General features: G+C 74.0%; 24 protein-coding genes. 11 read left to right on the forward strand and 13 right to left on the reverse strand.

From position 1 onward, the window contains the following. Positions 1 to 2 precede the first annotated feature (2 nt). The 3 genes from AC1WTP_RS10745 to AC1WTP_RS10755 form a co-directional block, all read right to left on the reverse strand. Positions 3 to 782, reverse strand: coding sequence for a glucose 1-dehydrogenase (locus AC1WTP_RS10745; protein ID WP_481649067.1), 780 nt, complete (start codon positions 780 to 782; stop codon positions 3 to 5). Next, a complete protein-coding gene (locus tag AC1WTP_RS10750) occupies positions 782 to 2,629 on the reverse strand; it encodes a glycoside hydrolase family 15 protein (protein ID WP_481649068.1) in 1,848 nt (615 codons plus the stop codon). Before AC1WTP_RS10750 ends, AC1WTP_RS10745 begins: the two co-directional genes overlap by 1 nt. A 168-nt stretch (positions 2,630 to 2,797) precedes the next feature. Beyond that, complete coding sequence (locus AC1WTP_RS10755) at positions 2,798 to 3,436, reverse strand: HD domain-containing protein (RefSeq protein ID WP_481649069.1); 639 nt, start codon at positions 3,434 to 3,436, stop codon at positions 2,798 to 2,800. Positions 3,437 to 3,603: 167 nt separating this feature from the next. Here AC1WTP_RS10755 and AC1WTP_RS10760 point away from each other — a divergent pair, with 167 nt between their 5' ends. Next, on the forward strand, positions 3,604 to 4,587 hold the full coding sequence (locus AC1WTP_RS10760; RefSeq protein ID WP_481649070.1) for a GlxA family transcriptional regulator: 984 nt from the start codon (positions 3,604 to 3,606) through the stop codon (positions 4,585 to 4,587). 96 nt (positions 4,588 to 4,683) lie between these two features. Here AC1WTP_RS10760 and AC1WTP_RS10765 read toward each other — a convergent pair whose 3' ends face one another. The 3 genes from AC1WTP_RS10765 to AC1WTP_RS10775 all read right to left on the reverse strand — a co-directional run bounded on the left by AC1WTP_RS10765 (position 4,684) and on the right by AC1WTP_RS10775 (position 7,844). Next, entirely contained in the window at positions 4,684 to 6,273 is a 1,590-nt protein-coding gene (locus tag AC1WTP_RS10765) for a beta-N-acetylhexosaminidase (RefSeq protein WP_481649071.1), read from the reverse strand. Between the two features lie 103 nt (positions 6,274 to 6,376). Further along, positions 6,377 to 6,979 (reverse strand): GNAT family N-acetyltransferase, encoded by a 603-nt coding sequence (locus AC1WTP_RS10770; protein ID WP_481649072.1) that lies wholly within the window; start codon positions 6,977 to 6,979, stop codon positions 6,377 to 6,379. Between the two features lie 136 nt (positions 6,980 to 7,115). After that, positions 7,116 to 7,844 (reverse strand): SDR family NAD(P)-dependent oxidoreductase, encoded by a 729-nt coding sequence (locus tag AC1WTP_RS10775; RefSeq protein WP_481649073.1) that lies wholly within the window; start codon positions 7,842 to 7,844, stop codon positions 7,116 to 7,118. Positions 7,845 to 7,920: 76 nt separating this feature from the next. On the opposite strand from AC1WTP_RS10775, the gene AC1WTP_RS10780 reads away from it, so the two are divergent. The 3 genes from AC1WTP_RS10780 (at position 7,921) to AC1WTP_RS10790 (ending at position 10,021) form a co-directional block, all read left to right on the forward strand. Continuing rightward, a complete protein-coding gene (locus AC1WTP_RS10780; protein WP_481649074.1) occupies positions 7,921 to 8,754 on the forward strand; it encodes a patatin-like phospholipase family protein in 834 nt (277 codons plus the stop codon). Between the two features lie 40 nt (positions 8,755 to 8,794). Continuing rightward, positions 8,795 to 9,253 carry a peroxiredoxin gene (locus tag AC1WTP_RS10785; RefSeq protein ID WP_481649075.1) on the forward strand — a complete coding sequence of 153 codons (459 nt, stop codon included), beginning with the start codon at positions 8,795 to 8,797 and terminating at the stop codon, positions 9,251 to 9,253. A gap of 72 nt (positions 9,254 to 9,325) precedes the next feature. Further along, the gene (locus AC1WTP_RS10790) at positions 9,326 to 10,021 is read left to right on the forward strand and encodes a hypothetical protein (RefSeq protein ID WP_481649076.1); all 696 of its coding nucleotides are present in this window, start codon (positions 9,326 to 9,328) and stop codon (positions 10,019 to 10,021) included. Between the two features lie 62 nt (positions 10,022 to 10,083). Here AC1WTP_RS10790 and AC1WTP_RS10795 read toward each other — a convergent pair whose 3' ends face one another. Continuing rightward, entirely contained in the window at positions 10,084 to 10,542 is a 459-nt protein-coding gene (locus AC1WTP_RS10795; protein WP_481649077.1) for a MarR family winged helix-turn-helix transcriptional regulator, read from the reverse strand. 93 nt (positions 10,543 to 10,635) lie between these two features. Here AC1WTP_RS10795 and AC1WTP_RS10800 point away from each other — a divergent pair, with 93 nt between their 5' ends. Continuing rightward, on the forward strand, positions 10,636 to 11,094 hold the full coding sequence (locus tag AC1WTP_RS10800; RefSeq protein WP_481649078.1) for a MarR family winged helix-turn-helix transcriptional regulator: 459 nt from the start codon (positions 10,636 to 10,638) through the stop codon (positions 11,092 to 11,094). A gap of 63 nt (positions 11,095 to 11,157) precedes the next feature. Here the strand turns inward: AC1WTP_RS10800 and AC1WTP_RS10805 are convergent, their stop codons facing one another. From AC1WTP_RS10805 to AC1WTP_RS10815, 3 genes are read right to left on the reverse strand one after another with little or no spacing between them, the layout of a single operon-like run. Further along, positions 11,158 to 12,195, reverse strand: coding sequence for an NAD(P)H-dependent flavin oxidoreductase (locus tag AC1WTP_RS10805; protein ID WP_481649079.1), 1,038 nt, complete (start codon positions 12,193 to 12,195; stop codon positions 11,158 to 11,160). A gap of 25 nt (positions 12,196 to 12,220) precedes the next feature. Next, positions 12,221 to 13,219, reverse strand: coding sequence for a cytochrome d ubiquinol oxidase subunit II (gene cydB, locus AC1WTP_RS10810; RefSeq protein ID WP_481649080.1), 999 nt, complete (start codon positions 13,217 to 13,219; stop codon positions 12,221 to 12,223). Between the two features lie 15 nt (positions 13,220 to 13,234). Then, positions 13,235 to 14,650, reverse strand: a complete 1,416-nt coding sequence (locus tag AC1WTP_RS10815; protein ID WP_481649183.1) for a cytochrome ubiquinol oxidase subunit I — start codon at positions 14,648 to 14,650, stop codon at positions 13,235 to 13,237. A gap of 209 nt (positions 14,651 to 14,859) precedes the next feature. Between AC1WTP_RS10815 and AC1WTP_RS10820 the strand changes: the two genes are divergently transcribed. From AC1WTP_RS10820 to AC1WTP_RS10835, 4 genes are all read left to right on the forward strand, one after another. Further along, complete coding sequence (locus AC1WTP_RS10820; RefSeq protein WP_481649081.1) at positions 14,860 to 15,636, forward strand: lysophospholipid acyltransferase family protein; 777 nt, start codon at positions 14,860 to 14,862, stop codon at positions 15,634 to 15,636. A gap of 151 nt (positions 15,637 to 15,787) precedes the next feature. Next, positions 15,788 to 16,555, forward strand: a complete 768-nt coding sequence (locus AC1WTP_RS10825; RefSeq protein ID WP_481649082.1) for a glycerophosphodiester phosphodiesterase family protein — start codon at positions 15,788 to 15,790, stop codon at positions 16,553 to 16,555. A 17-nt stretch (positions 16,556 to 16,572) separates the two neighbouring features. Then, positions 16,573 to 17,970 (forward strand): MFS transporter, encoded by a 1,398-nt coding sequence (locus AC1WTP_RS10830; protein WP_481649083.1) that lies wholly within the window; start codon positions 16,573 to 16,575, stop codon positions 17,968 to 17,970. A 59-nt stretch (positions 17,971 to 18,029) separates the two neighbouring features. Then, entirely contained in the window at positions 18,030 to 18,746 is a 717-nt protein-coding gene (locus tag AC1WTP_RS10835; RefSeq protein ID WP_481649084.1) for a thymidine kinase, read from the forward strand. Between the two features lie 10 nt (positions 18,747 to 18,756). Here the strand turns inward: AC1WTP_RS10835 and AC1WTP_RS10840 are convergent, their stop codons facing one another. Then, positions 18,757 to 19,215: an Rv0361 family membrane protein gene (locus AC1WTP_RS10840; protein ID WP_481649085.1), complete on the reverse strand. Its 459-nt coding sequence runs from the start codon at positions 19,213 to 19,215 to the stop codon at positions 18,757 to 18,759. Positions 19,216 to 19,358: 143 nt separating this feature from the next. On the opposite strand from AC1WTP_RS10840, the gene AC1WTP_RS10845 reads away from it, so the two are divergent. After that, positions 19,359 to 19,730 carry a VOC family protein gene (locus AC1WTP_RS10845; RefSeq protein WP_481649086.1) on the forward strand — a complete coding sequence of 124 codons (372 nt, stop codon included), beginning with the start codon at positions 19,359 to 19,361 and terminating at the stop codon, positions 19,728 to 19,730. Between the two features lie 22 nt (positions 19,731 to 19,752). Here AC1WTP_RS10845 and AC1WTP_RS10850 read toward each other — a convergent pair whose 3' ends face one another. Then, positions 19,753 to 20,751 (reverse strand): tyrosine-type recombinase/integrase, encoded by a 999-nt coding sequence (locus AC1WTP_RS10850; RefSeq protein ID WP_481649087.1) that lies wholly within the window; start codon positions 20,749 to 20,751, stop codon positions 19,753 to 19,755. 116 nt (positions 20,752 to 20,867) lie between these two features. Here AC1WTP_RS10850 and AC1WTP_RS10855 point away from each other — a divergent pair, with 116 nt between their 5' ends. Beyond that, positions 20,868 to 21,848 carry a helix-turn-helix transcriptional regulator gene (locus AC1WTP_RS10855; protein WP_481649088.1) on the forward strand — a complete coding sequence of 327 codons (981 nt, stop codon included), beginning with the start codon at positions 20,868 to 20,870 and terminating at the stop codon, positions 21,846 to 21,848. Between the two features lie 155 nt (positions 21,849 to 22,003). Here the strand turns inward: AC1WTP_RS10855 and AC1WTP_RS10860 are convergent, their stop codons facing one another. Continuing rightward, positions 22,004 to 22,429, reverse strand: coding sequence for an Hsp20/alpha crystallin family protein (locus AC1WTP_RS10860; protein ID WP_481649089.1), 426 nt, complete (start codon positions 22,427 to 22,429; stop codon positions 22,004 to 22,006). Positions 22,430 to 22,526 lie beyond the last annotated feature (97 nt).

Genomic DNA, 22,526 nt, shown 5'->3' on the forward strand with positions numbered 1-22,526 from the left:
CGTCAGGCGCCCTGGCCCTGGTTCTGCATCAGGCCGCCGTCCATGAAGTAGGTCGAGCCCGTGACGTAGTCGGCGTCGTCGCTGGCCAGGAAGACCGCGACCTTGGCGATCTCCGCGGGCTCCGCGGCCCGCTTCCAGGGGATGCTCTGCACCTGCTCCTCGAGGTACTTCGGATCGTCGATGGCCCGCTGGTTGAACGGGGTGAGCACCATCCCGGGCCCGACGTTGTTGACGTTCAGGTGCATCGGGGCGACCTCCAGGGCGAGGCTCTTGGCGAACTCCAGCAGCGCACCCTTGCTGGCGTCGTAGTCCGCGCCACCGGCCCGGGCGACCTCCTGGTGGATCGAGGTGGTGTTGATGATCTTTCCGTGGCCGCCCTGGTCCCGTCGGTGCCGCACGAAGCGCCGGGAGCAGAAGAACGCGCCGTAGACGTTGACCCGGATGGCCCGGTCCCAGGTTTCGGTGTCCAGGTCGGCGACCGGGATGCCGGAGGCGTCCACCCCGGCGTTGTTCATCAGGATGTCCAGCGTGTCGAACTCGGCCAGCGCCTCGTCGAACATCGCCTCGACCTGGTGTTCGACGCTGATGTCGCCCTGCACCACGACGGCCCGCCGGCCTGCCTCCTCCACCTTGGCCTTGGTGTGGTTGGCGCCGGCGTGGTCGTGCAGGTAGTGCACCACCACGTCGGCGCCCTCCTGGCCGAACTCGATGGCGGTGGCCTGTCCGATTCCCGAGTCCGAACCGGTGATCAGGGCGGTCCTGCCCTCGAGGCGTCCAGTCATCAGCGTGCTCCTTCCGTCCGTCCCGTACCGGCCGGCACGGGTTGTCGCGGCCGGCCGGCGGCGGCGCGCCGTTCGGCGGCCTCGGTGAGCCGGCCGGCGGCATTGATCAGGCCGATGTGCGAGAAGGCCTGCGGGAAGTTGCCCACCTGCTCGCCGGTGAACGGGTCGATCTGCTCGGCGAAGAGCCCCAGGTCGTTGACCCGGGCGGCGAGCCGACCGAACATCTGGCGGGCCCGGTCCACCTCACCGGCCAGCGCCAGGCAGCTGACCAGCCAGAACGAGCAGATGACGAAGCCGGCCGGGTCGCCGTCCCAACGGCGCAGCAGCCCCTCGTGGGACAGTTCGCGTTCGAGCACGCGCACCGTCGAGCGCATCCGCGGGTCGTCGGCCGGCAGGAAGCCGACCAGCGGCATGAGCAACACCGAGGCGTCCAGGTTGTCGGAGCCGAAGGCCCCGGTGTACGCGCCGAGCCGCTCGTGCCAGCCCCGGGTCAGGACGGCCTCGCGGACCTCGTCCCGGGCGGCGGCCCAGCGGGCCACGTCGGCCCGGTCGCCGAGGCGCGGGCCGAAGCGCACCGCCCGGTCCAGCGCCGTCCAGCACTGCACCTTGGACGAGACGTAGTGCCGTTCGGCGTCCCGGGCCTCCCACATGCCGGCGTCCGGCCGGCGCCAGTTGCGCGCCGCCTGGTCGGCGAGGGCGCGCAGCAGTTGGCGCACGTCGGGCATCATCGGGTCGAGGTAGTGGCGCATCAGCCAGGCCGCGTCCAGGATCTCGCCGAGCACGTCGGACTGGCGCTGCCGCCAGGCGTCGTTGCCGACGAAGACCGGCCGGCTGTCGGCGTACCCGGAGAGGTGGTCGAGGGGGTGCTCGGTGAGGTCCCGCTCCCCCTGCACCCCGTACATGATGGGCACCGGTTCGTCACCGATGCGCCCCATCGCCCGGGCCACCCAGGCGAACTGCCGGTTGGCCTCGTCCGGGCAGGCCGACCGCCAGAGGGCCTGGAGGGTGAGGCTGAAGTCGCGCACCCAGACGTAGCGGTAGTCGTAGTTGCGGTCCCCACCGGGTTCCTCGGGCAGTGACGTGGTCGCCGCCGCGACGATCGCGCTGCTGGGTCGGTAGGTCATTCCCTGCAGGACGAGGGCGCTGTGCCGCACCTCGTCGCGGAACAGTCCGCGGTACTGGTCGGCGTGCAGGTCGGCCCAGGAGCGCCAGCCGGCGACGGCGTCGGTGACCACCCGGTCGGCGTCGGGCACCGCGGGCGGGTCGGCGTCGTAGGTGGGCGCGTGGCCGAGGGTGAAGCGGTAGGTTTCGCCGGCCCGGACGGTGAAGCTGGCGGTGGCGTCGCCCTCCCGCCGTTGCAACGGGACGTCGCCGCGCAGGCTCAGCCGGCAGGCCCCGGCGTTCGCGTCGATCATGCCGTCGTGTTCGGTCAGTGTGGCGGTGACCCGCCCGTACTCGAAGCGCGGCCGATAGTCCAGGCGCACCGGCACCTCGCCGGAGAGGCCCTCGACCACGCGGGCCAGCACCCGGGGTGAGCGCAGGCCGATGTCGTGGCCGCGCGCGCCGGGCTCCAGCGCGAGGGCGTCGGTCAGCGCCACGCTGCCCTGCCGGGTGGTGAAGACGGTACGCAGCACGAGCGTGTCGCGCAGGTAGGACCGTTCGGAGGTGAAGTGCTGCGCCGGCTGGATCGACCAGTAGCCGGCGTCGTCGTCGAGCAGCCGCCCGAAGACGGACGGGGCGTCGAAGCGTAGTGGGCACCACCAGTTCACCGATCCGGCCCGGTCCACCAGGACCGCGCTGCGGCCGTCCGCCAGAAAGCCGTGGTCGCCGATCCGTCCGCTCTCCACGGGGGTGGCTACCCGGCGGGACGGGGTGGCATACCTCGGCGCCGCCGGCGGCGCCCGGGCAGGGCCGGTCCAGCAAGCCCGGGGTGGCCGAGAAGGGACGGCCGGCGGGAAACCAGCACGACCGGCCGGCCACCGCCGGCCGGTCGTCCGCCGTGCCCGGTGGCCGGCTCACTCCGGCCAGTCACTGCCCAGAATGATCTCCACGAAGTCGTCCCGGACGAACGACGGGTCGTAGTGCGCGAGCACGTCCGCGTTCACGTTGCCGAACGTGGTCCGGGGTCGGTGCGCGTTGCCCTTGGTGAAGGCGGCCAGGATCCGGCGCTTGAAGTCGGGGCGCGGGTGGGCGGCGGTCACCTCGGCGATCCGGGCCGGATCCAGGTCGCGGTGGCCGATGCCCAGCACGTCGGTCTCCACGCCGGCGGTGACCAGCGCGATCTCCGGGTCGAGCTGGTCCGGTACGCCCGGCGTGGTGTGCAGCGCGACGGCCAGCCAGACCTTGCGCGCCTCCTGAGCCGAGCGGCCGTGCTCGAGCAGGAACCGCTCCGCCGCCCGGGCCCCGTCCACCTCGAAGCGCAGGTCGGCGCTGCCGTACGCACTCGTCAGGCCGAGGTCGTGGAACATCGCCCCGACGTAGAGCAGTTCCGGGTCCGGGGACAGGCCGCGCCGCTGCCCCTGCAGCGCGCCGAACAGGAACACCCGGCGGGAGTGGTGGTACAGCAGGTCGTCGGTGACCCGCCGGACCAGGTCGGTCGCGGCGGCGACGAGCGGCGTGTCCGGGATGGTGATCCCGGCGATGGTCTCGGTCATTCGGGTGGTCCCTTCGGCGGCAGGCTCGCCGCGTTCGTGGTGGTCGCCTTGTCCTCCCCCGATGCTGCCGGGACTAGACTCGGCCCGGCCATGTCCGTGGGGACACCTATCCCACGGATACGGACATGAGCCCCGGGTCGCGGAAGAGCCACGAGGAGGTGTCGGGAATGGCCGGGTCACGACCGCATCGGATAGGTGTGGTGGTCTTCGACGGGGTGCAGCTGCTCGACGTCTCCGGTCCGGTGGACGTGTTCGACGCCGCCACCCGGCGCGGCGGCGGCTACACCGTCGCGCTGCTCGGTTGGCGGTCGACGCAGGTACGCACCTCGTCGGGGGTGCGGATCGTCGCCGACACCACCGTCGGCGACGCCGAGCCGGTGGACACCCTCGTGCTCACCGGGTCGGACGACCTCTCCGCGCTGCCCGGCACGGCCGAGGTCCGGGCCGGGCTGGGCCGGCTGGTCCGGCCGGACACCCGCCTCGCCGCGATCTGCACCGGCGCGTTCCTGCTGGCCCGCACCGGTTGGCTGGCCGGGCACCCGGCCACCACGCACTGGCGGCACACCACGCGGCTGCGGGCCGAGTTCCCGGAGATCGAGGTGCGACCGGACGCCATCTACGTGCGCAGCGGGCGCTTCGCCACCAGTGCCGGGGTGACCGCCGGGATCGACCTGGCGCTCGCCCTGGTCGAGGCGGACCACGGCGCCGTGCTGGCCCGCGAGGTGGCCCGGGAACTGGTGGTGTTCATGCAGCGCCCGGGCGGGCAGTCCCAGTTCTCCGTCCGGCAGGACCTGCCGGCAACCGGCGATCAGCGGCTGCGCCGGGTGGTCGACCGGGTGGCCGCCGACCCGTCGGCGCCGTATCCGGTGGAAGCGATGGCCCGCGACGCCGCCGTCACCCCACGCCACCTGCGCCGGCTCTTCCAGCAGGAGTTCGGCCTCACGCCCGGCCGCTACCTGGAGCTGGCCCGGACCGAGGCCGCCCGGGCGTTGCTGGAGCAGGGCGGCACGGTCACGGAGGCCGCCCGGCGCAGCGGGTTCGGCAGCGACGAGACGCTACGGCGGGCGTTCCTCACCTCGTACGGCATCCCGCCCTCGGTCTACCAGCGCCGCTTCCGGACCACCGCGGTGCGGACCGGGACCGGATCGTGATCGTCGGGCGTCGGTGGTCGCCCCGGCCGGTACGCGGGTGAACCGCGCCGTGGCGGGTCCCGGCGGCTGCCCGGCCGGGACCCGCGGCCCATCCGGTCAGGCCCACGGCACCTGCGGGGAGGGGTAGAAGTCGACCTCCTGCAGGCGCCACCGCGGCGCCTGCGCTCCCAGACGTGTCCGGAACGACTCCCAGTCGTGGCTGGCCGCGGTCGACCAGCCGAGTTCGGCGATCGCGGGCAGGCGCGGGAAGGCCATGTACTCGATGTCGTCCAGGCTGCGCAGGGTCTCCGACCACAGTGGCGCCTCGACGCCGAGGATCGCGTTCTCGCCGACGCCGGTCACCCGGGTCGCCGGATCCCAGTCGTACGCGTCGTCGACCTCGGTGTAGCCGGCCCAGGACAGCCCCAGGCGGGTGGTGGGGTCGTACTTCATGTCGAGGTAGGCCTTGCTGGCCGGCGACATGACCACCTTGTTGCCCCGGGCGGCGGCCTCGGCCAGGTCGGCGTTGGTGGTGCCGGTCCCCCAGAACTGGGCCACGACGTCGGTCGGCGGGTCGACCTGCGCGACCTCGTTCCAGCCCGAGGCACGCTTGCCGTACTTCGCGACCAGCGGCAGCACCCGCTGCATGAAGGTGCGGTACTCCTCGTCGGTGGTCGCGTGCGCCTCGTCGCCGCCGATGTGCAGGAACGGCCCGGGTGTGATCGCGGCGACCTCGCGGATGACGTCCTCGACGAAGCGGTAGGTCAACTCGTCGTCGATGCACAGCGAGCTGTAGCCGACCGCCATGTCGGTGCGCGGCGGCGGCGCGACCCCGTCACAGTTCAGCTCGGCGTAGGTGGACTGGGCGGCGTTGGTGTGCCCCGGCATGTCGATCTCGGGGACGATGGTGATGTGCCGGGCGGCGGCGTAGGCGACGACGGCCTTGTAGTCGGCCTTGGTGAGGTAGCCGGGGCCGTCGACGCCGGTGCCGGGGCCGCCGCCGACGGTGGTCAGCCGCGGCCAGGAGTCGATCTGGATACGCCACCCCTGGTCGTCGGTCAGGTGCAGGTGCAGGTGGTTGATCTTGTACTGGCTGAGCAGGTCCACGTACGCGGTGATCTCGTCGACGGTGTGGAAGTGCCGGGCCAGGTCGAGCATCGCGCCGCGGTAGGCGAAGCGCGGGTAGTCCACGATCCGCCCGCCGGGCACGGCCCAGGTGACCCGCTGCCGGTCGGGCGCCTCGATCTGGGCGGGCAGCAGTTGGCGCAGGGTCTGCGTGCCGGCGAAGAGCCCGGCCGCGGTGTTCGCCCGGATCGTGACCGCGCGGCGGGTGACGTCGAGTTGGTAGCCCTCCTGGCCGACGCGTGCGTCGGCGCCGCCGAGGAGCAGGGCGATCTCGGGCAGCGGCGTCGAGCGGGCCGGCAGGACCGGCAGCGGGTAGCCGGTGGCGGGGCGCAGCGTCTCGGCGAGCTGCCGCCCGACCCGCCGGGCGTCGGCCGAGCCGGGTGCGGTGCGGATGACGGTGAGCGGGTTGAGCGTGAACGTGCCCCGGGCGTCGGGGCGGGTCTCGACCGGTGCGGGGACCACATCGCCCAGCTGCCGGGTCGGGGTGACCGGCGTGGCGGCGGCCGGGGCGGCGGGAAGGGCTAACGGCAGTCCGAGTGCGGCTATGGCCAGCAGCCGCGTCATGGTGTTCCGGCGACGCACGAGTACCTCCAGGCCCTCGGGTGATCGGTGACTGTCGATCAGAACCCGGACGCTACCCGCGTCGCCCCTGAACTGTAAACCTTCCTTATCGTGGCGGTGCGGCTCACCGCCGCATCGACGGCCAGGTATCAGGGGCTGAGTCGGTGGCGAGGCGGGCGTGCAGGTGCATGTCGTGCCAGCCGTCGGCGTGCCGACCCTCGCCGCGTTTGGTGCCCTCGGCGGGAAAGCCGGCCCGCAGCGCCACCGCGCAGGACGCGGGGTTGGCCGTCGAGTGGGACAGCTCCATCCGGTGCAGGCCGAGCCGGCGCAACGCCCAGCCGGTCAGCGCGGTCAGCGCCCGGGGGGCGACGCGCCGGCCCCGGGCGGCGGGCAGCACCCAGTAGGAGACCTCGGCCAGCCCTTCGGCGAGGTCGAGCCGGCGCAGGCTGATCTGGCCGAGCACCCCGGCGTCGTCGACGACCGCCCAGCCGGCGCCGGTCTCGCGTCGCCACCGCTCGGGCCAGCCGGCGATCCAGTCGCGGGCCTCCGCGTCGGTCATCGACCGGCAGTGCCAGCGCCGGACCGCCGGATCGGCGTAGCCGGCGACGACGGCGGCCCGGTCGGCCGGCCGCCAGGGCCGCAGTCGTACGCCGTCGGCGTCGATCTCGGGTTGCGGCAGTCGCGCCATCGTGCCGGGCGCCACCAGCGGCGGGACGAGCAGGGGCATGGGTCGATTGTCCTCACCCGACCTTCCGCTCGTGGTAGGCGCGGATGGTGTCGGCGAGCACGAGGGGGTATCCGGGGCGGGCGTCGTCGTAGCGGTCGGCGACGTCGCCGAAGACTCCGGTCATGGGCCGATGGTGTCAGAGGCCGCCGGCGACGCGCAGGACGGCGCCGGTGGTGTAGGAGGCGTCCGGGCTGAGCAGCCAGGCGACCGCACCGGCGACCTCGTCGGGTTCGCCGGGACGGCCGAGGGGGATGCGGCCGGCGGCGCGGTCGGGGCGGTCGGACTGGCCGGAGAGGGCGTGGATCTCGGTGCGGATGACGCCGGGGGCCACCGCGTTGACCCGGATGCCGCGGGGGGCGAGCTCCTTGGCCAGGCCGGTGGTGAGGGTGTCGGTGGCGGCTTTGACGGCCGCGTAGTGCACGTACTCGCCGGGGCTGCCGAGGGTGGCGGCGGCGGAGGAGATGTTGACGATGCCGGCCCCGCTGCTCATCCGGCGGGCGGCCTGCTGGGCGCAGAGGACGTAGCCGATGAGGTTGACGTCGACGACGTGGCGCAGGTCGGTGGGGTCGAGGTCGGTGAAGGGCCCGATGGGGCTGGTGACGCCGGCGTTGTTGACCAGCCCGGTGAGCTCGCCGAGGTCGGCGGCGGCGTCGAAGAGGGCGGTGACCTGGTCGGGGTCGCGGGTGTCGGCGGCCACGGCGACGGCGCGTACGCCGGTGGCCCGCAGGTCGGCGAGAACGGCCTCGGCGGCGTCGCGGTCGCGGCGGTAGGACAGGGCGATGTGGTGGCCGGCGTGGGCGAGGCGGCGGGCGGTGGCGGCGCCGATGCCGCGACTGCCGCCGGTGATGACGGTGACGGGATTCAACGGACCTCTCCCCTGCCGTGGCTGCTGGGCCGACGTTACCGTGACCGGCACGTGCCGGCGGGGAGGGGTGGATCACATGACGCGGGCGTTGGTGCTCGGTGGCGGCGGGGTGACCGGGGTGGCCTGGGAGCTGGGGGTGGTGGCCGGGCTGGCCGAGCGGGGGTTCGCGCTGGCCGAGGCGGACCTGGTGGTGGGCACGTCGGCGGGATCGGTGGTGGGGGCGCAGGTGTGTTCGGGCCGCCCGGTGCGGGAGTTGTACGAGGCGCAGTTGACGCCGCCGCGGGGTGAGGTGGCGGCGCGGTTCGGGTTCGCGGCGGTGGCGCGGCTGGTGTGGGCGGGTGGGCGTACCCGCGACGCGGTGCGGGCGCGGGCCCGGATCGGGGCGATGGCGCTGGCCGCGCGTACGCCCTCGGAGCAGTCGCGGCGGGCGGTGATCGAGGCGCGGTTGCCGGTGCGGGACTGGCCGGCGCGGCGGTTGCTGGTGACGGCGGTGGACGCGATCTCGGGTGAGTTCGTGGCGTTCGACGCCGACAGCGGGGTGTCGTTGGTGGACGCGGTGGGGGCCAGTTGCGCGGTGCCCGGGGTGTGGCCGCCGGTGACGATCGGCGGGCGGCGGTTCATCGACGGCGGGATGCGCTCGGCGGTGAACGCGGATCTGGCCCGGGGCGCGCGGCGGGTGGTGGTGCTGGCGCCGACCACGGCGGCGTTCGGGCCGATGCCGCGGTTGTCGGCGCAGGTGGCGGCGTTGCGGGCGGAGGGGGCGCGGGTGGTGGTGGTGTCGCCGGACGCGGCGGCGCGGGCGGCGATCGGGCGTAACGTGCTGGACCCGGCGCGGCGGGCGGCGGCGGCCCGGGCCGGCCGGGTGCAGGCGGCGGCGGTGGCGGACGAGGTGGCGGCGGTGTGGGGGTGATCCTCTACGCTCGCCGCGCGTCGGTTCGAGGTGGAGGTGCGTGGTGCTGGATGTCGGGGACGTGGTGGCGGACTTCGCGCTGCCGGACCAGACCGGGGCGGTGCGGCGGTTGTCGGAGTTGCTGGCGGCGGGGCCGGTGGTGCTGTTCTTCTACCCGGCGGCGATGACCCGGGGCTGCACGGCGGAGAGCTGTCACTTCCGGGACCTGGCGGCGGAGTTCGCGGCGGTGGGCGCGCAGCGGGTGGGGATCAGCCGGGATCCGGTGGCGAAGCAGGCGGAGTTCGCCCGGTTGCACGGGTTCGACTATCCACTGCTGTCGGACCCGGACGGTGTGGTGGCGGGCCGGTTCGGGGTGCGGCGGCGGCTGCCGCTGGGGCCGTTGAGCACCCGGCGGGTGACGTTCGTGATCGGCGCCGACCGGCGGGTGATCGAGGTGGTCCACAGTGAGCTCAGCATGACCGGGCACGCCGACCGGGCGCTGCGGGCGCTGGGTGGGTGATCCCGCTGCGGTGCTGTCGCAGCCGGCTGGTATCAAGGCAGGAATCAAACAGGTGTACGGAAGAGGTTGCTGATGGGTGCCGCTGGCCAGGGTTTGTCCGATGACGAGGTGCGCAGCATCCGGGAGGCGTTGGCGGCGGGCCGCAAGCCGAAGGTGGTGTTCACCGCCGCGGCCGGGCAGATCGCCGGGCAGGTCGGGCAGGTGGTGGAGCTGACCGATCCGGTGGTGTCGGAGGAGTTCGTGGTGGTCCGGTTCGGCCGCGACGAGTTGCCGTTCTCCCCCGCCGACGTGGCGGTGGCGCCGCGGGGCGCGGGGCGCAGGGCGGCCGAACCGCAGCCCGAGCCGCAGCCGGAGCCGGAGGTGACGCCGGCGGAGCCGGAGTTCGTGTTGGACCGGGTGCCGGCGCAGCGGCAGGAGCGGCGGGAGGAGTCGAAGGTGGAGACGGTGGAGGCGGCCAGGCCGGCGCGCCGGGTGGCGAAGGCGGCCAAGCCGAAGGGGCCGGCCGGGTTGACGGTGACCCTGGCGTACGCCGAGGGCGAGTGGACGGTGGCCGCGCAGCAGGGCAGCAAGGCCCTGGCCAAGCCGTACGTGGTGAAGCCGGCCGAGGCGCTGCGGATGGTGGCGCTGGTGGACGTGCCGGGGGTGCACGAGGCGGTGGAGCAGATCCTGGCCGCGGAGCGGGCCGAGGCGGAGCAGCAGGCCGAGAAGCTGCGCGCCGAGCTGGCGGAGATCGAGGCGCGGTTGGCGGAGTTGCGCGAGGCCCACTGAGCCGTGGGCGCCCGGTGGGGCGGGTGGCGGTCGCGCCACCCGCCCCACCGTCGTTTCGCCGGTCAGCGGCGCTGCCGGTGGTGGGCGAGGAGTTTGCCGAGCAGGCGGGTGAGCTGGTCGCGTTCGGTGGGGGTGAGCGGGGCGAGCAGGGTCTCCTGGACGCCGGCGAGGGTCTCCCCCATGCGCTGCAGTTCGCGCCGCCCGGCGGGCGTGAGGGTGATGACGTTGCGCCGCCGGTCGGCGGGGTCCGGTGCGCGGACGACGAGGTTCTTCGCGGCGAGTTCGTTGACGGTGGCGACGACGTCGCTGCGGTCGATGCCGCCACGCCGGCCGAGGTCGGCCTGGCTGGCGGGGCCGAACTCGTCGAGGGCGGCGAGGATCCGGTAGTGGTAGCCGCGGGCGCCGATGCCGCCGAAGCCGTCGCTGACCAGCCGGCCGGCGTGGGCGGCGGTCTGGGAGAGCAGCCAGCTCGGGGTGGTGCGCAGCCGGGTGGGCGTTTCCGGCTCGCCGATGTGGTCCATGGGGAGAGCCTAACCCGATTGTTGGCACGACCCACGAATCCTGCTATCGTTGGCCGGGCCAACATTGGTGCCCCCAACATCAGGAGGATCGTCATGACCACCGTGAACGGCCAGATCATCGGCCAGGCCCACTACGCCACCCGTGCCGTGCTGGAACGCGAGCTGGCCGGGTTCGGCATCACCTTCCACCAGTCGCTCGCCCTGAACGCCACCGCCGCCGAGGGCGGGGCCGTCGTCCGGGCGCACCTCGTCGAGCGGTTGACCGGCGCGCTGAAGGTCGACCAGCCGGTGGTGCTGGCCGCGCTGGACGAACTCGTCGCCGGCGGGCTGCTGCGCGCGCTGCCCGCCGGCGGGTCCGGGCTGGCGCTCACCGACGCCGGCCGGGAGGTGCAGCGCCGCGTCGCCGACGTGGTCGCGGGCATCGCCGCCCGGCTGTACGCCGACATCCCCGCCGCGGACCTGGCCGTGGCCGGACGCGTGCTCACCCTGCTCAAGCAGCGGGCCGACGCCGAGCTGGCGGCGACCGGGCAGGGCGCACCCGTGCCCGCGTGACCCGGGCCGGTCACGCGCGGGTGCGACCGGCCCGCGCCGGAGGCGACCGACCGGGTCCGCGCGTCAGAGCGCCGCGGTGAGCCGCTCGACCACGGCGGCGGCGGGGCCGGTGGTGGCGTGCCGGTAGCCGGTGCCGGCCCACAGGTGCACCCGGTCCGGGTGCCCGGCCGCGGCCGCCGCCGCGCGCAGGCCGCGGGTCAGGTGGTGCAGCTCCGGATAGCCGAGCGGCGCGACGGGCTCGTACCGGTCGATGAAGGCGTTGCGCAGCCCGCGCGCCGGCCGGCCGGTGAAGGCGCGGGTGAGCACGGTGCCGGTGCGGGCGGGGTCGGCCAGGGCGTCGCGGTGGGTGCGGCTGGCCCCGCTCTCGTCGGTGCGCAGCAGCAGCGTCCCGACGGCCACCGCGGTGGCGCCGGCGGCGACCAGGTCGCGGACGTCGTCGGGGCCGGCGACGCCACCGGCGGCCACCACCGGCAGCCCGGTGGCCCGGACCACGTCGCCGACCAGGGGCCGGGTCGAGGCCGGCGGGGCCGGCCGGTGCGGCGTGTGGGTGCCGCTGTGCCCGCCGGCCTCGGTGCCCTGGGCGACCAGCCCGTCGACGCCCAGCTGCGCCGCGGCCCGCGCCTCGTCGACCGAGGTCACCGTGACCAGCACCCGGGTGCCGGCGCGGCGCAGCGCGGTCACCGCCGCCGGGTCGGGCAGCCCGAAGGTGAAGCTGACCACCGGCACCGGGGCGGCCAGCAGCAGGTCGATCTTGTCCGGCCAGTGGTCGTCGTCGTGCAGCAGCGGCGCGCCGGCCAGGTCGAGCCCGTACGGTGCGCCTTCGGCGGCGATCTGGTGGGCGTACCGGCGGAAGGTGGTCTCGTCGATGTCGCGGGGGCCGGGCACGAACAGGTTCACCCCGCACGGCGTCCCGGTCGCCCGCACCTCGGCCAGGTCGGCGGCGACCGCCTCCGGGGTCTTGTAGCCGGCGGGGAGGAAGGCGAAGCCGCCGGCCGCGGCGACGGCGCGGACCAGGGCCGCCGTGGTGGCGCCCCCGGCGAGCGGGGCGGCGACGACCGGCGTCGCGCTGCCGAACAGGTTGGTCCACGCGTCGCCGGTCACCGCTTCACCCTAGTCCCGGGCCGGGTCAGTGTTGCGGGATGTGGGCCACCCCGATGCGCTTGCGGAACACCCAGTACGTCCAGCCCTGGTAGGCCAGCACGATCGGGGTGAACACCACCGCCACCCAGGTCATGATCTTCAGGGTGTAGGGGGTGGAGGCGGCGTTGGTCGCGGTGAGCGTCCCGGCGGTGTCCAGGGTGGACGGCAGCACGTTCGGGAACAGCGCCGCGAACAGGGTCGCCACGGCCAGGCCGATCGCCACCGCGGTGCCGGCGAACGCCCAGCCCTCCCGGCGTGCCCGGGCGGCGGCGAGACCGCCGAGCAGCGCGAGCGCCGCGCCGACCGCGAGCACGACGGCGGCCGTGCTGGAGCGGATGCCCAGCGTCCAGGTCAGGAACGCCACGGCGAGGAGCGCGGCGACCGCGCCGACCCGCACCGCGAGAGCGCCGGCGCGCTCGCGGACCTCGCCGACGGTCTTCAGCGCGATGAAGACCGCGCCGTGGGTGAGGAACAGCGCCGCGGTCGTCGCCCCGCCGAGCAGGGCGTACGGGTTGAGCAGGTCGAGCAGGCCGCCGACGTACTCGTGGTCGGCGTCCAGCGGCACGCCGCGCAGGATGTTGGCGAAGGCCACCCCCCACAGCACCGCCGGCACCACCGACCCGACGAAGATCGCCGCGTCCCAGCGCCGCTTCCAGGACGGCTCGGGGCGCTTGTGCCGGTACTCGAAGGCGACGCCGCGGGCGATCAGGGCCAGCAGGATCAGCAGCAGCGGCAGGTAGAAGCCGGAGAACAGGGTGGCGTACCACTCGGGGAAGGCGGCGAACATGGCGCCGCCCGCGGTGATCAGCCACACCTCGTTGCCGTCCCACACCGGCCCGATGGTGTTGATCAGGACGCGGCGTTCCCGGTCGTCGCGGCCGAGCACGGGCAGCAGCATGCCGACGCCGAAGTCGAAGCCCTCCAGGATGAAGTAGCCGGTGAAGAGCACGGCGACGAGCAGGAACCAGATGGTGGTGAGGTCCACGGTGCGCTCCGGAGGTCAGTAGGCGAAGGCGAGCGGGCGCTCGGCGTCGTCGTGGGTGTCGTCGATCTCGGGTTGCGGGGTGAGGTCGGGGACCCCGGCCTTGGCGTAGCGGACCAGCAGCTTGAACTCGATCACGGCGAGGGTGGCGTAGATCAGGGTGAAGGCGGTGAACGAGGTGAGCACCTCGGTCAGCGACACGCTGCGGGAGACGCCGTTGCGGGTGAGCATCTCGCCGAAGACGATCCACGGCTGGCGGCCCATCTCGGTGAAGATCCAGCCGAATGAGTTGGCCAGCAGCGGGAGCACCGGCATGGCCAGGCCGAGGCGCAGCAGCCAGCGGCTGGTCGGGGTGCGGCCCTTGCGGTGGGTCCAGAGCACCAGCAGGGCGATCGCGGCGGCGGCCAGCCCGAAGGCGATCATGAAGCGGAAGCTCCAGTAGGTGACCGGGATGATCGGGGCGTAGTTGCCCGGGCCGTACTGGCTGGCGTACTGGGCCTGCAGGTCGTTGATGCCGTGCACGGTGCCGTTCGGGTCCCCGGTGCCCAGGTAGGACAGCAGGTACGGGATCTTGATCGCGAACAGCTCGCGGGTGCCGTCGAGGCTGCCGACGGTGAGCACGGAGAACGAGGCGGGGCTCTCGGTGTGGTAGAGGCCCTCGGCGGCGGCCATCTTCATCGGCTGCACCTGGGTCATGATCTTGCCCTGGATGTCGCCGGTGATGACCACGCCGGCGGCGGCGACCAGGGTGACCCAGGAGCCGAACTTCGCGGCGAAGCGGTAGGCCGGGGTGTCGGCCGAGTCGCGGTTGCGGATCAGGTGCCACAGCGCGACCGCGACCAGCAGCGAGCCGGCGACCAGGAACGCCCCGGCGATGGTGTGCGGGAAGGTGACCAGGGCGACCTTGTTGGTCAGCACCGCGAGGAAGTCGGTGAGTTCGGCGCGGCCGGTCTCCGGGTTGATCCGGTAGCCGACCGGGTTCTGCATGAACGAGTTGGCCGCCAGGATGAAGTACGCGGACAGGTTGGTGCCGATCGCCGCGGCCCAGATGGCGGCCAGGTGCAGGCGCTTGGGCAGCCGGTCCCAGCCGAAGATCCACAGGCCGATGAAGGTGGACTCCAGGAAGAAGGCGACCAGCGCCTCGATGGCGAGCGGGGCGCCGAAGATGTCGCCGACGAAGCGGGAGTAGTCGCTCCAGTTCATGCCGAACTGGAACTCCTGCACGATGCCGGTGACCACGCCCATCGCGAAGTTGATCAGGAAGAGCTTGCCGTAGAACTTGGTGAGCTTGAGGTACTTCTCGTTGCCGGTGCGGTGCCACAGCGTCTGCAGGATGGCGACCAGCACGGACAGGCCGATGGTCAGCGGTACGAAGAGAAAGTGGTAGACGGTGGTGACACCGAACTGCCAGCGGGCGACGTCCAACGCGTCCACCTGGAACCCCCAGCCGTTCATACTACGGGACGTAGTAAATACTACCGCCGGTCGTAGAAGAATCGGCAGGGCCGAGGGTCCCGAACGCCACCGGGACCAATGACCTTGATCACCCCGGCCTCCCGACCCCCGATCGCGGCCCCGTCCGGCGGACGGCACCCCGACCTGACCCCCGACGCGCGGAGGGCCCGTGCGACCATTGCGCGCTGATGGACACCGCCCGCTCCCCCTGGCGGCCGCCGCTGGTCTGGCGCGCCGCCCAGCTGCTCGCCCGCGTCGTCGTCGCCCTGCTGGCCCGCCTGGAGGTCACCGGAGGCGTGCCGGCGCACCTGCGGCGCGGGCCGCTGATCCTGGCCGCCAACCACATCAGCCCGTTCGACCCGGTGGTGATGGCCGCCGCGTGCCGGACGGCCGGCGTCTCCCCCCGGATCCTGGCCACCGGCGGGCTGTTCCGCGCCCCCGTGGTCGGCGCCGCGATGCGCCACGCCGGGCACATCCGGGTCGACCGGGGCACCAACGCCGTGCACCAGGCACTGGTCGACGCCGCCACGGCGGTCGCCGGCGGCTCGGTGATCCTGGTCTACCCCGAGGGGCGCATCGGCCTGGACCCGGGCATGTGGCCCGAGCGCGGCAAAACCGGCACCGCCCGGCTCGCCCTGACCTGCGGCGCCCCGGTGGTCCCGGTCGCCCAGTGGGGTTCGCACCAGGTGCTGCCCTACCGCGCCCCGAAGGGGATGCTGCGCGGGCTCGCCCGGGCCGTGCTGCGCCGCCCGGTGATCCGGGTGCACTTCGGCGACCCGGTCGACCTGGCCGACCTCACCCCCGGCGTGCCCGGCGCGGCCCGCCGGGCCACCGACCGGATCATCGACGCGCTCACCGCCGACCTGGGCCCGCTGCGCCCGGACGAGCCCGACCGCCCCCGCCACGTCGACCCCGGCCGCCCGGCCGACACCAGCCGCTCCCACCGCCGCCGCCCCACCGGCTGACGCCACGCCCGAGGAGGGCGTGCGTGGGCCGGCCCGGGCACCCGTGGCCGATCGGCCGCACCCTCACCACCGGCGCCGGCGACCTTTCCCGCGATCCATCGGTCACGGGCTGCTCGCCGGGCGGCCACCTCCGGCGGGCATACTGCGCTGCGTGCTGACCGGCCACCCCTACCTCGACGCGCCCGCGCCGCTGGCCTTCGCCCACCGCGGCGGCGCCGCCGAGGGCGACGAGAACACCGCCGCGGCGTTCGCCCGCGCGATCGGCCTCGGCTACCGGTACGTGGAGACCGACGTGCACGCCACCGCGGACGGCGTGTGCGTGGTCTTCCACGACCCCACCCTGCTCCGGGTCACCGGCGAGCGGGGCCGCATCGCCGAGCTGCGCTGGGCCGACCTGGCCTCGGTGCGGGTCGGCGGCGCCGCCGTGGTGCCCCGCCTCGACGAGGTGCTCGACGCCTGGCCGCAGGTGCGGTTCAACGTCGACGTCAAGGCCGACGGCGGCGTCGAGCCGGCCGTGTCCACCGTGGCGCGTGCCGGCGCCGGCGACCGGGTGCTGCTCGCCTCGTTCAGCGACGCCCGGCTGACCCGGATGCGGGCGCTCACCGAGGGGCGGGTCGCCACCGGCCTCGGCATGCGCGGGGTGGCCCGGCTGCGGATGGCCTCGCTGCACGGGCGGTCGCTGCGGCTGCCGCCGTCGGTGGTCGCCGCCCAGGTGCCGGTGCGCTACGGGCGCATCCGCGTGGTCGACCGCCGCTTCCTGGCCTACTGCCACCGCCTCGGCCTGCAGGTGCACGTCTGGACGATCGACGAACCCACCGAGATGCACGAGTTACTTGATCTTGGGGTGGATGGCATCATGACCGATCACGTCGGCGTGCTGCGCGACGTCTACCGCAGCCGCGGCCACTGGGCCGCCTGACCCCCGACGAGGACCCGATGGCCGAGACCGCCACCCCCACCGTGGGCGACATCCCCGCCCCGGCCAGCACCCGTCGGGAGCGCACCGGCTGGTACGTCTACGACTGGGCCAACTCCGCCTTCCAGACCACCGTCATCACGGTGTTCCTCGGCCCGTTCCTGACCACCGTCGCCGAACTGGCGGCCGGCTGCGAACTCGGCGCCGACCGCTGCGACGGGTTCGTGTACCCGCTCGGCATCAAGGTCGCCGCCGGCTCGTACTACCCGTACCTGATCTCGCTGTCGGTCTTCCTCACCGTCTTCGTGCTGCCGGTGATGGGGGCGATCGCCGACCGGTCCCTGCACAAGAAGCGGCTGCTCGGCGGCGCCGCGTTCACCGGCGCCGCGGCGACCGTCGCGATGGCCTTCGTCACCGGCGACCGCTACCTGCTCGGCGGGGCGCTGTTCCTGATCGCCAACATCAGCTTCGGCGCGGCCATCGTGGTCTACAACTCGTTCCTCCCCCAGCTCGGCGGCCCCGACGAACGCGACGGCATCTCCAGCCGCGGCTGGGCGCTGGGCTACCTCGGCGGCGGTCTGCTGCTGGCCGGCAACCTGGTCGCGGTCACCCTGCTCAGCGAGGAGGGCAACCCGCAGCGCACCCTGGACCTGGCCCGCTGGTCCATCGTCTCGGCCGGCGTGTGGTGGGCGGTGTTCACCCTGGTGCCGCTGCGCTGGCTGCGCGAGCGGCCCACCGCCGCGGCCCTCGCCGCCGGTGGCCGCGGCAACGTGTTCACCGACGGCTTCCGCCAGCTCGCCCGCACCCTGCGCGAGATCAAGGCGTACCCGCTGACGCTGTTCTTCCTGCTCGCCTTCCTGGTCTACAACGACGGCATCCAGACCGTCATCACCCTGGCCAGCCAGTACGGCACCGAGGAGCTGCGCCTGGGGCAGAGCACCCTGATCACCACCATCCTGCTGGTGCAGTTCCTCGCCTTCGGCGGCGCGCTCAGCCTCGGCGCCCTCGCCCGGCGCATCGGCGCCTGGAAGACCGTGCTGCTGAGCCTGGTGCTGTGGACCGGGGTGATCGTCGCCGCGTTCCGGCTGCCGGCCGAGGCGCCGCTGCCGTTCATGGTGCTCGGCGCCGCGATCGGCCTGGTGCTGGGCGGCAGCCAGGCGCTGAGCCGGTCGCTGTTCAGCCAGCTCATCCCCGCCGGCAAGGAAGGCGAGTACTACGGCTTCTACGAGATCAGCGACAAGGGCACCAGCTGGCTCGGCCCGCTCGCGTTCGGCCTGGTGTTCCAGCTCACCGCCTCCTACCGGGTCGGCCTGGTCTCCCTGCTGATCTTCTTCGTCGTCGGGTTCCTGCTGCTGCTGGCGGTGCCGATCCGCCGGGCCATCGTCGCGGCCGGCAACACCCCGCCCCGGGTGCTCTGACCCGCGCCCGGCGTGCGTGCGGCGGATCCGGCCGGGTCGATCGGTTAGGCTGCCCGACCGTGACCGACGACGCCGCTGCCGCCCAGACCTGCCTGGCCCGCCCGCTGCCCGGCCCGCACGACACCCCGGCCGGCTGCGCCGCGGCGCGCGGGGCGGACGGGCGGCCGCTGCACGCGGCGGCGCTGAAGTTCTTCTGGGGGCCGATGGACTGCGGCAAGTCCACGATGGCCCTGCAGATGAACTACAACCACTCCCGGCAGGGCCGTCGCGGCCTGGTCACCACCCGCATCGACCGCTCGCTGGGCCCTCGGGTGACCACCCGGATCGGCCTGGCCCACGACGCCGTCGAGGTCACCGACGGCCTCGACCTGCGCGCGCTGGTGCGCGACACCTGGGCCGAGGGGGTCCGGGTCGACTACCTCATCTGCGACGAGGCCAGCTTCTACAGCGTGGAGCACGTCGAGCAGATGGCCGAACTGGTCGACCGCTACGACGTCGACGTCTACGCCTTCGGCCTCGCCACCGACTTCCGCTCCTGCCTGTTCCCGGCCGCGCAGCGGCTGTTCGAACTCGCCGACGAGGTGGCCCGCATCCAGGTCGAGGTGCTCTGCTGGTGCGGCCGGGAAGGGCTGCTCAACGCCCGGGTGGTCGGCGGGCGGGTGGTCCGCGAGGGCGCGCAGGTCGTCATCGGCGACACGGTGGACACCGCCGACGTGCGCTACCAGGTGCTCTGCCGGCGGCACTACCGCGCCGGCGACCTGGGTCCGCGCCACTGACCGGGCGGGCTCAGTACGGGTCCCCGCAGACCCGCCACCCGCCGTCCTCGTTCACCACGGACAGCGTCCGTTCCTCGGTGGCGCCGCTGTCCCGGGTCAGCCGCACCTTCACGGCGCCGTGCGGGCGACCCCGCCGGGTGGCCACCGAGACGTCGACGATCTCGTAGTCGCTGACCACCGGCGGGGTGCGCACCCAACTGGTGAAGCCGATCTCGCTCCACCGGCTGCGCGCGTCGGCGCAGAGCCGGTCGTACGCCCCGGCGCTGTCGCCCGCGGTCACCTGCCGCAGGAAACCGTCGGCGGTCTCCCGCACCGGCCCGCTGGCCTGGGTGACCACCTGCACGTTCCAGGCGCCCAGCCCGGCCACCCCCACGCAGCACAACGCCACGCCCAGCCCGGCGAAGACCATCCCGGTGCGGACCGGGCGGCGCCGCCGGGCGGGCCGGCTCCACGGCTGCTCAGCGCCCATATCTGTCGACGGTAGAGAACGGCAGGGCCCGGCCGCAGGAAAGTCGCCCGGTCCCGGCCCCGCCGCCGCGCCTCCCGCCGAGCCAGAACTCCGCCGCGGGTACCTGCCAGAGGATGTCAGGTACCTGCGGCAGGCTGGCGGGCATGACAGTGACAGCCGACCTCGCCATGGTCAACCTCGACAGCGCCGACCCGGCCGCGCACGCCGCCTTCTACCACCGGGTGCTCGGCTGGGAGATCACCCACAGCCAGCCCGAGTACGCCATGATCTCGGGCGGTGGCGTGGCCATCGGCTTCGGGCTGGTAACGGACTACCGCCCGCCGTCCTGGCCGGACGCCTCCGGCGGCAAGCGCTACCACCTCGACCTGTACGTCGACGACCTCGCCCTGGCCGAGCAGGAGTTCGTGGCGGCGGGCGCGTCGAAGCCGGAGTTCCAGCCCGGCGACGGGCGGTGGGTGGTGCTCGTCGACCCGATCGGGCAGCCGTTCTGCATCTGCCCCCGCCCCCAGGGCTGAACCCGTCGCCGGCCCGGGGCCGTCAGCCGCGGCGGCGGGCCCGGGCCGCCCAGAGCACGTACGCCGGGTCCCGGTCCAGGTTGTGCCGGTCCCGGTCGTAACGGCGGGTGGTGCGGGGATCGGCGTGCCCCATCGCGTCCTGGACGTCCTCCAGCGGGACGCCCTCGGCGCGGGCGGTGGTGGCGAAGGCGTGCCGCAGCGAGTGCGGCGACAGCTTCGCCCAGGCCGGGATCCCGGCCGTGCGGGCCAGCCGGCGCACCAGCCGGAACACCGAGTGCCGGTCGAGCCGGGCGCCGCTGGCGGTGACCAGCAGCGGCCCGGTCAGCTCGGTCATCGGCAGCCCCTGGGCGGCGGCCCGCTGGGCCAGGTAGGCGTCCACCGCGTACGCGGTGCCCGGGGTGAGCGCCCGGCGGCGGGCCTTGCCGCCCTTGCCGACGAACCGGACGCTGCGGTGCCCCCGCTCGGCGCCCAGGTCGGCCAGGTCCAGCGAGACCAGCTCGCCGACCCGCAGCCCGAGGTCGGCCAGGAGTGCGATGGTGGCGCGGTTGCGCAGGGCGGTCGGCCCGGTGTCCGCCTCGGCGGCGGCGAGCAGCGCGTCCACCTCCTCCGGGGTGAGCCCGACGGTGGCCGAGTGGTCCCGGTCGATGCGCGGCCGGTCCGCGCCGGTCACCGGGTTGGCGTCCACGGCCCGGAGCTTGACCAGGAAGTCGTACCAGCTGGACAGCGCGGAGAGCTTCCGCGCGACGGTGGCCGGGGCCAGCGGGCGGCCGCTGCGCGCCGCCAGCGTCGACTCCAGCGTCCGGGCGTACTCGTTGACGTGCAGGAAGGTCGCCCGCAGCGGGTCCAGCTCGCGGGCGGCGCACCAGGCGAGCCAGCCGGCGATGTCCCGGCGGTACGCGTCCCGGGTGTGCTCGCTCAGCCGCCGGTTGCGCAGCCACGCCTCGGTGAAGTCGGTGGGTCCGCCCGGCAGGGCGGGCGGGGCCGACGGGCCGGGCAGCACCGGGGTGTCCGAGAAGAGCATGTGAAAAAGGTTCTCAGCCCCGGGTGGGAATCGGGCTGAGGCGCGCCCGACCGGTTCCCGACAGCCCCGTCTCCCCGGTCGCCGCCGCGACCGTCGGCCGGGGGTACCGTCGGGCGGTGCGCGCGAGTCGGCTGGTCAACCTGCTGCTGCTGTTGCAGGCCCGGGGGCGGATGACCGCGCAGGAGCTCGCCGACGCCCTGGAGGTGTCGGTGCGTACCGTCTACCGCGACGTCGAGTCACTCGGCGCCGCCGGTGTCCCGGTCTACGCCGACCGCGGGCCGGCCGGCGGGTACCGCCTGCTGGACGGCTACCGCACCCGGCTGACCGGGCTCACCGCCGAGGAGGCGGAGGCGTTGTTCCTCACCGGCATGCCCGGCCCGGCGGCCGAGCTGGGGCTCGGCTCGGTGCTCGCCACCGCCGAGCTGAAGCTGCGCGCCGCGCTGCCGGCCGAGCTGGCCGACCGGGGCGGGCGGATCCGGCAGCGGTTCCACCTGGACGCGCCGACCTGGTTCCGGGAGCCCGAGCCGACCCCGCACCTGGCCGCGCTGGCCCGCGCGGTGTGGGAGGACCGCCGGGTCGAGGTGCGCTACCGGCGGTGGAAGGCGCCTCGGGAGGTGACCCGGGTGCTGGCCCCGCTCGGCGTGGTGCTCAAGGCCGGCCGCTGGTACCTGCTCGCCGACGCCGGCGGCGACGTGCGCACCTACCGGGTCGGGGCGGTGCTCGACCTGGCCGTCCTCGACGAGCACTTCGACCGGCCGGACGACTTCGACCTGGGCCGCTGCTGGCAGGAGTACGCCGACCGTTACGAGCGCGGCGTCTACCGGGCCGAGGCGACGGTGCGGATGACGACGGCCGCGCTGGACCTGGCCGGGCACGTCCTCCCGCCGGCGATGAGCCGGGCCGCGCGTGCGGCGGCCGGCGCGCCCGACGAGCACGGCTGGCTGATCACCACGGTGCCGATCGAGTCGGTCAAGCACGGCCACATCGAGCTGCTGAAGCTCGGCGCCGAGGTGGAGGTGCTGGCGCCGGCCGAGCTGAGGGAACGGTTCGTCGGCACCGCGCGGGCGCTGGCCGAGATCTACGTGCCGGCGGCCTGAAGCGGCACTCCGCGCCGCGGTCGCGGCTGGCGCGCCGGCGATCCGGCGATCCGGCGATCCGGCGATCCGGCGATCCAGCGATCCAGCGATCCAGGGTGAGCGGGTGGCCTGGCGCGGGGGCGGGAGGGTCGCGCCGCCCCCGCCCCCGGGCGCGGTCAGGCGTTGATCTGCTTGCGGCCGTTGCCGTTGGCGGTGATGCTGATCCGCCGCGGCTTGGCCCGCTCGGCGATGGGGATGCGCAGCGTCAGCACGCCGTTGTCGTAACCCGCCTCGAGCTTGTCGGTGTCGAGGGTGTCGCCGAGGAAGAGCTGCCGGCTGAAGGTGCCCATCGGACGCTCGGCGGCGACGAGCTCGACCTTGTCGCCGGCGGGCCGGCGGCGCTCGGCGCGGACGGTCAGCACGTTGCGCTCCACGGTGCAGTCGATGCTGTCCGGGTCGACGCCGGGCAGGTCGAACGCGGCGTAGAAGTAGTCGCCGTCGCGGTAGGCGTCCATGTGCATCATCGCCGGGCGGGCGGTGGTGCCGAAGAACTGCTCGGCGAGCCGGTCGATCTCGCGGAACGGGTCGGTGCGCATCAGCATGGTCGTGCCTCCTCGGTTCTCCTGGCCGAAGGTGTCGGGTTGAGCCTGGGTGACTCAACTTCCCCTTCTGTGATAGCGCGGGACACGACGGTCGTCA

This window comes from Micromonospora sp. R311 (assembly GCF_056780015.1).

What these genes read in the sequence shown, in the direction of transcription:
- AC1WTP_RS10755 (WP_481649069.1), bottom strand. Translation starts at nt 3,436, where the DNA reads ATGACCGAGACCATCGCCGGGATCACCATCCCGGACACGCCGCTCGTC.
- AC1WTP_RS10850 (WP_481649087.1), bottom strand. Translation starts at nt 20,751, where the DNA reads ATGCTCTTCTCGGACACCCCGGTGCTGCCCGGCCCGTCGGCCCCGCCC.
- AC1WTP_RS10820 (WP_481649081.1), top strand. Translation starts at nt 14,860, where the DNA reads ATGGACACCGCCCGCTCCCCCTGGCGGCCGCCGCTGGTCTGGCGCGCC.
- AC1WTP_RS10760 (WP_481649070.1), top strand. Translation starts at nt 3,604, where the DNA reads ATGGCCGGGTCACGACCGCATCGGATAGGTGTGGTGGTCTTCGACGGG.
- AC1WTP_RS10800 (WP_481649078.1), top strand. Translation starts at nt 10,636, where the DNA reads ATGACCACCGTGAACGGCCAGATCATCGGCCAGGCCCACTACGCCACC.
- AC1WTP_RS10745 (WP_481649067.1), bottom strand. Translation starts at nt 782, where the DNA reads ATGACTGGACGCCTCGAGGGCAGGACCGCCCTGATCACCGGTTCGGAC.
- AC1WTP_RS10795 (WP_481649077.1), bottom strand. Translation starts at nt 10,542, where the DNA reads ATGGACCACATCGGCGAGCCGGAAACGCCCACCCGGCTGCGCACCACC.
- AC1WTP_RS10840 (WP_481649085.1), bottom strand. Translation starts at nt 19,215, where the DNA reads ATGGGCGCTGAGCAGCCGTGGAGCCGGCCCGCCCGGCGGCGCCGCCCG.
- AC1WTP_RS10845 (WP_481649086.1), top strand. Translation starts at nt 19,359, where the DNA reads ATGACAGTGACAGCCGACCTCGCCATGGTCAACCTCGACAGCGCCGAC.
- AC1WTP_RS10860 (WP_481649089.1), bottom strand. Translation starts at nt 22,429, where the DNA reads ATGCTGATGCGCACCGACCCGTTCCGCGAGATCGACCGGCTCGCCGAG.
- AC1WTP_RS10780 (WP_481649074.1), top strand. Translation starts at nt 7,921, where the DNA reads ATGACGCGGGCGTTGGTGCTCGGTGGCGGCGGGGTGACCGGGGTGGCC.
- AC1WTP_RS10790 (WP_481649076.1), top strand. Translation starts at nt 9,326, where the DNA reads ATGGGTGCCGCTGGCCAGGGTTTGTCCGATGACGAGGTGCGCAGCATC.
- AC1WTP_RS10770 (WP_481649072.1), bottom strand. Translation starts at nt 6,979, where the DNA reads ATGCCCCTGCTCGTCCCGCCGCTGGTGGCGCCCGGCACGATGGCGCGA.
- AC1WTP_RS10830 (WP_481649083.1), top strand. Translation starts at nt 16,573, where the DNA reads ATGGCCGAGACCGCCACCCCCACCGTGGGCGACATCCCCGCCCCGGCC.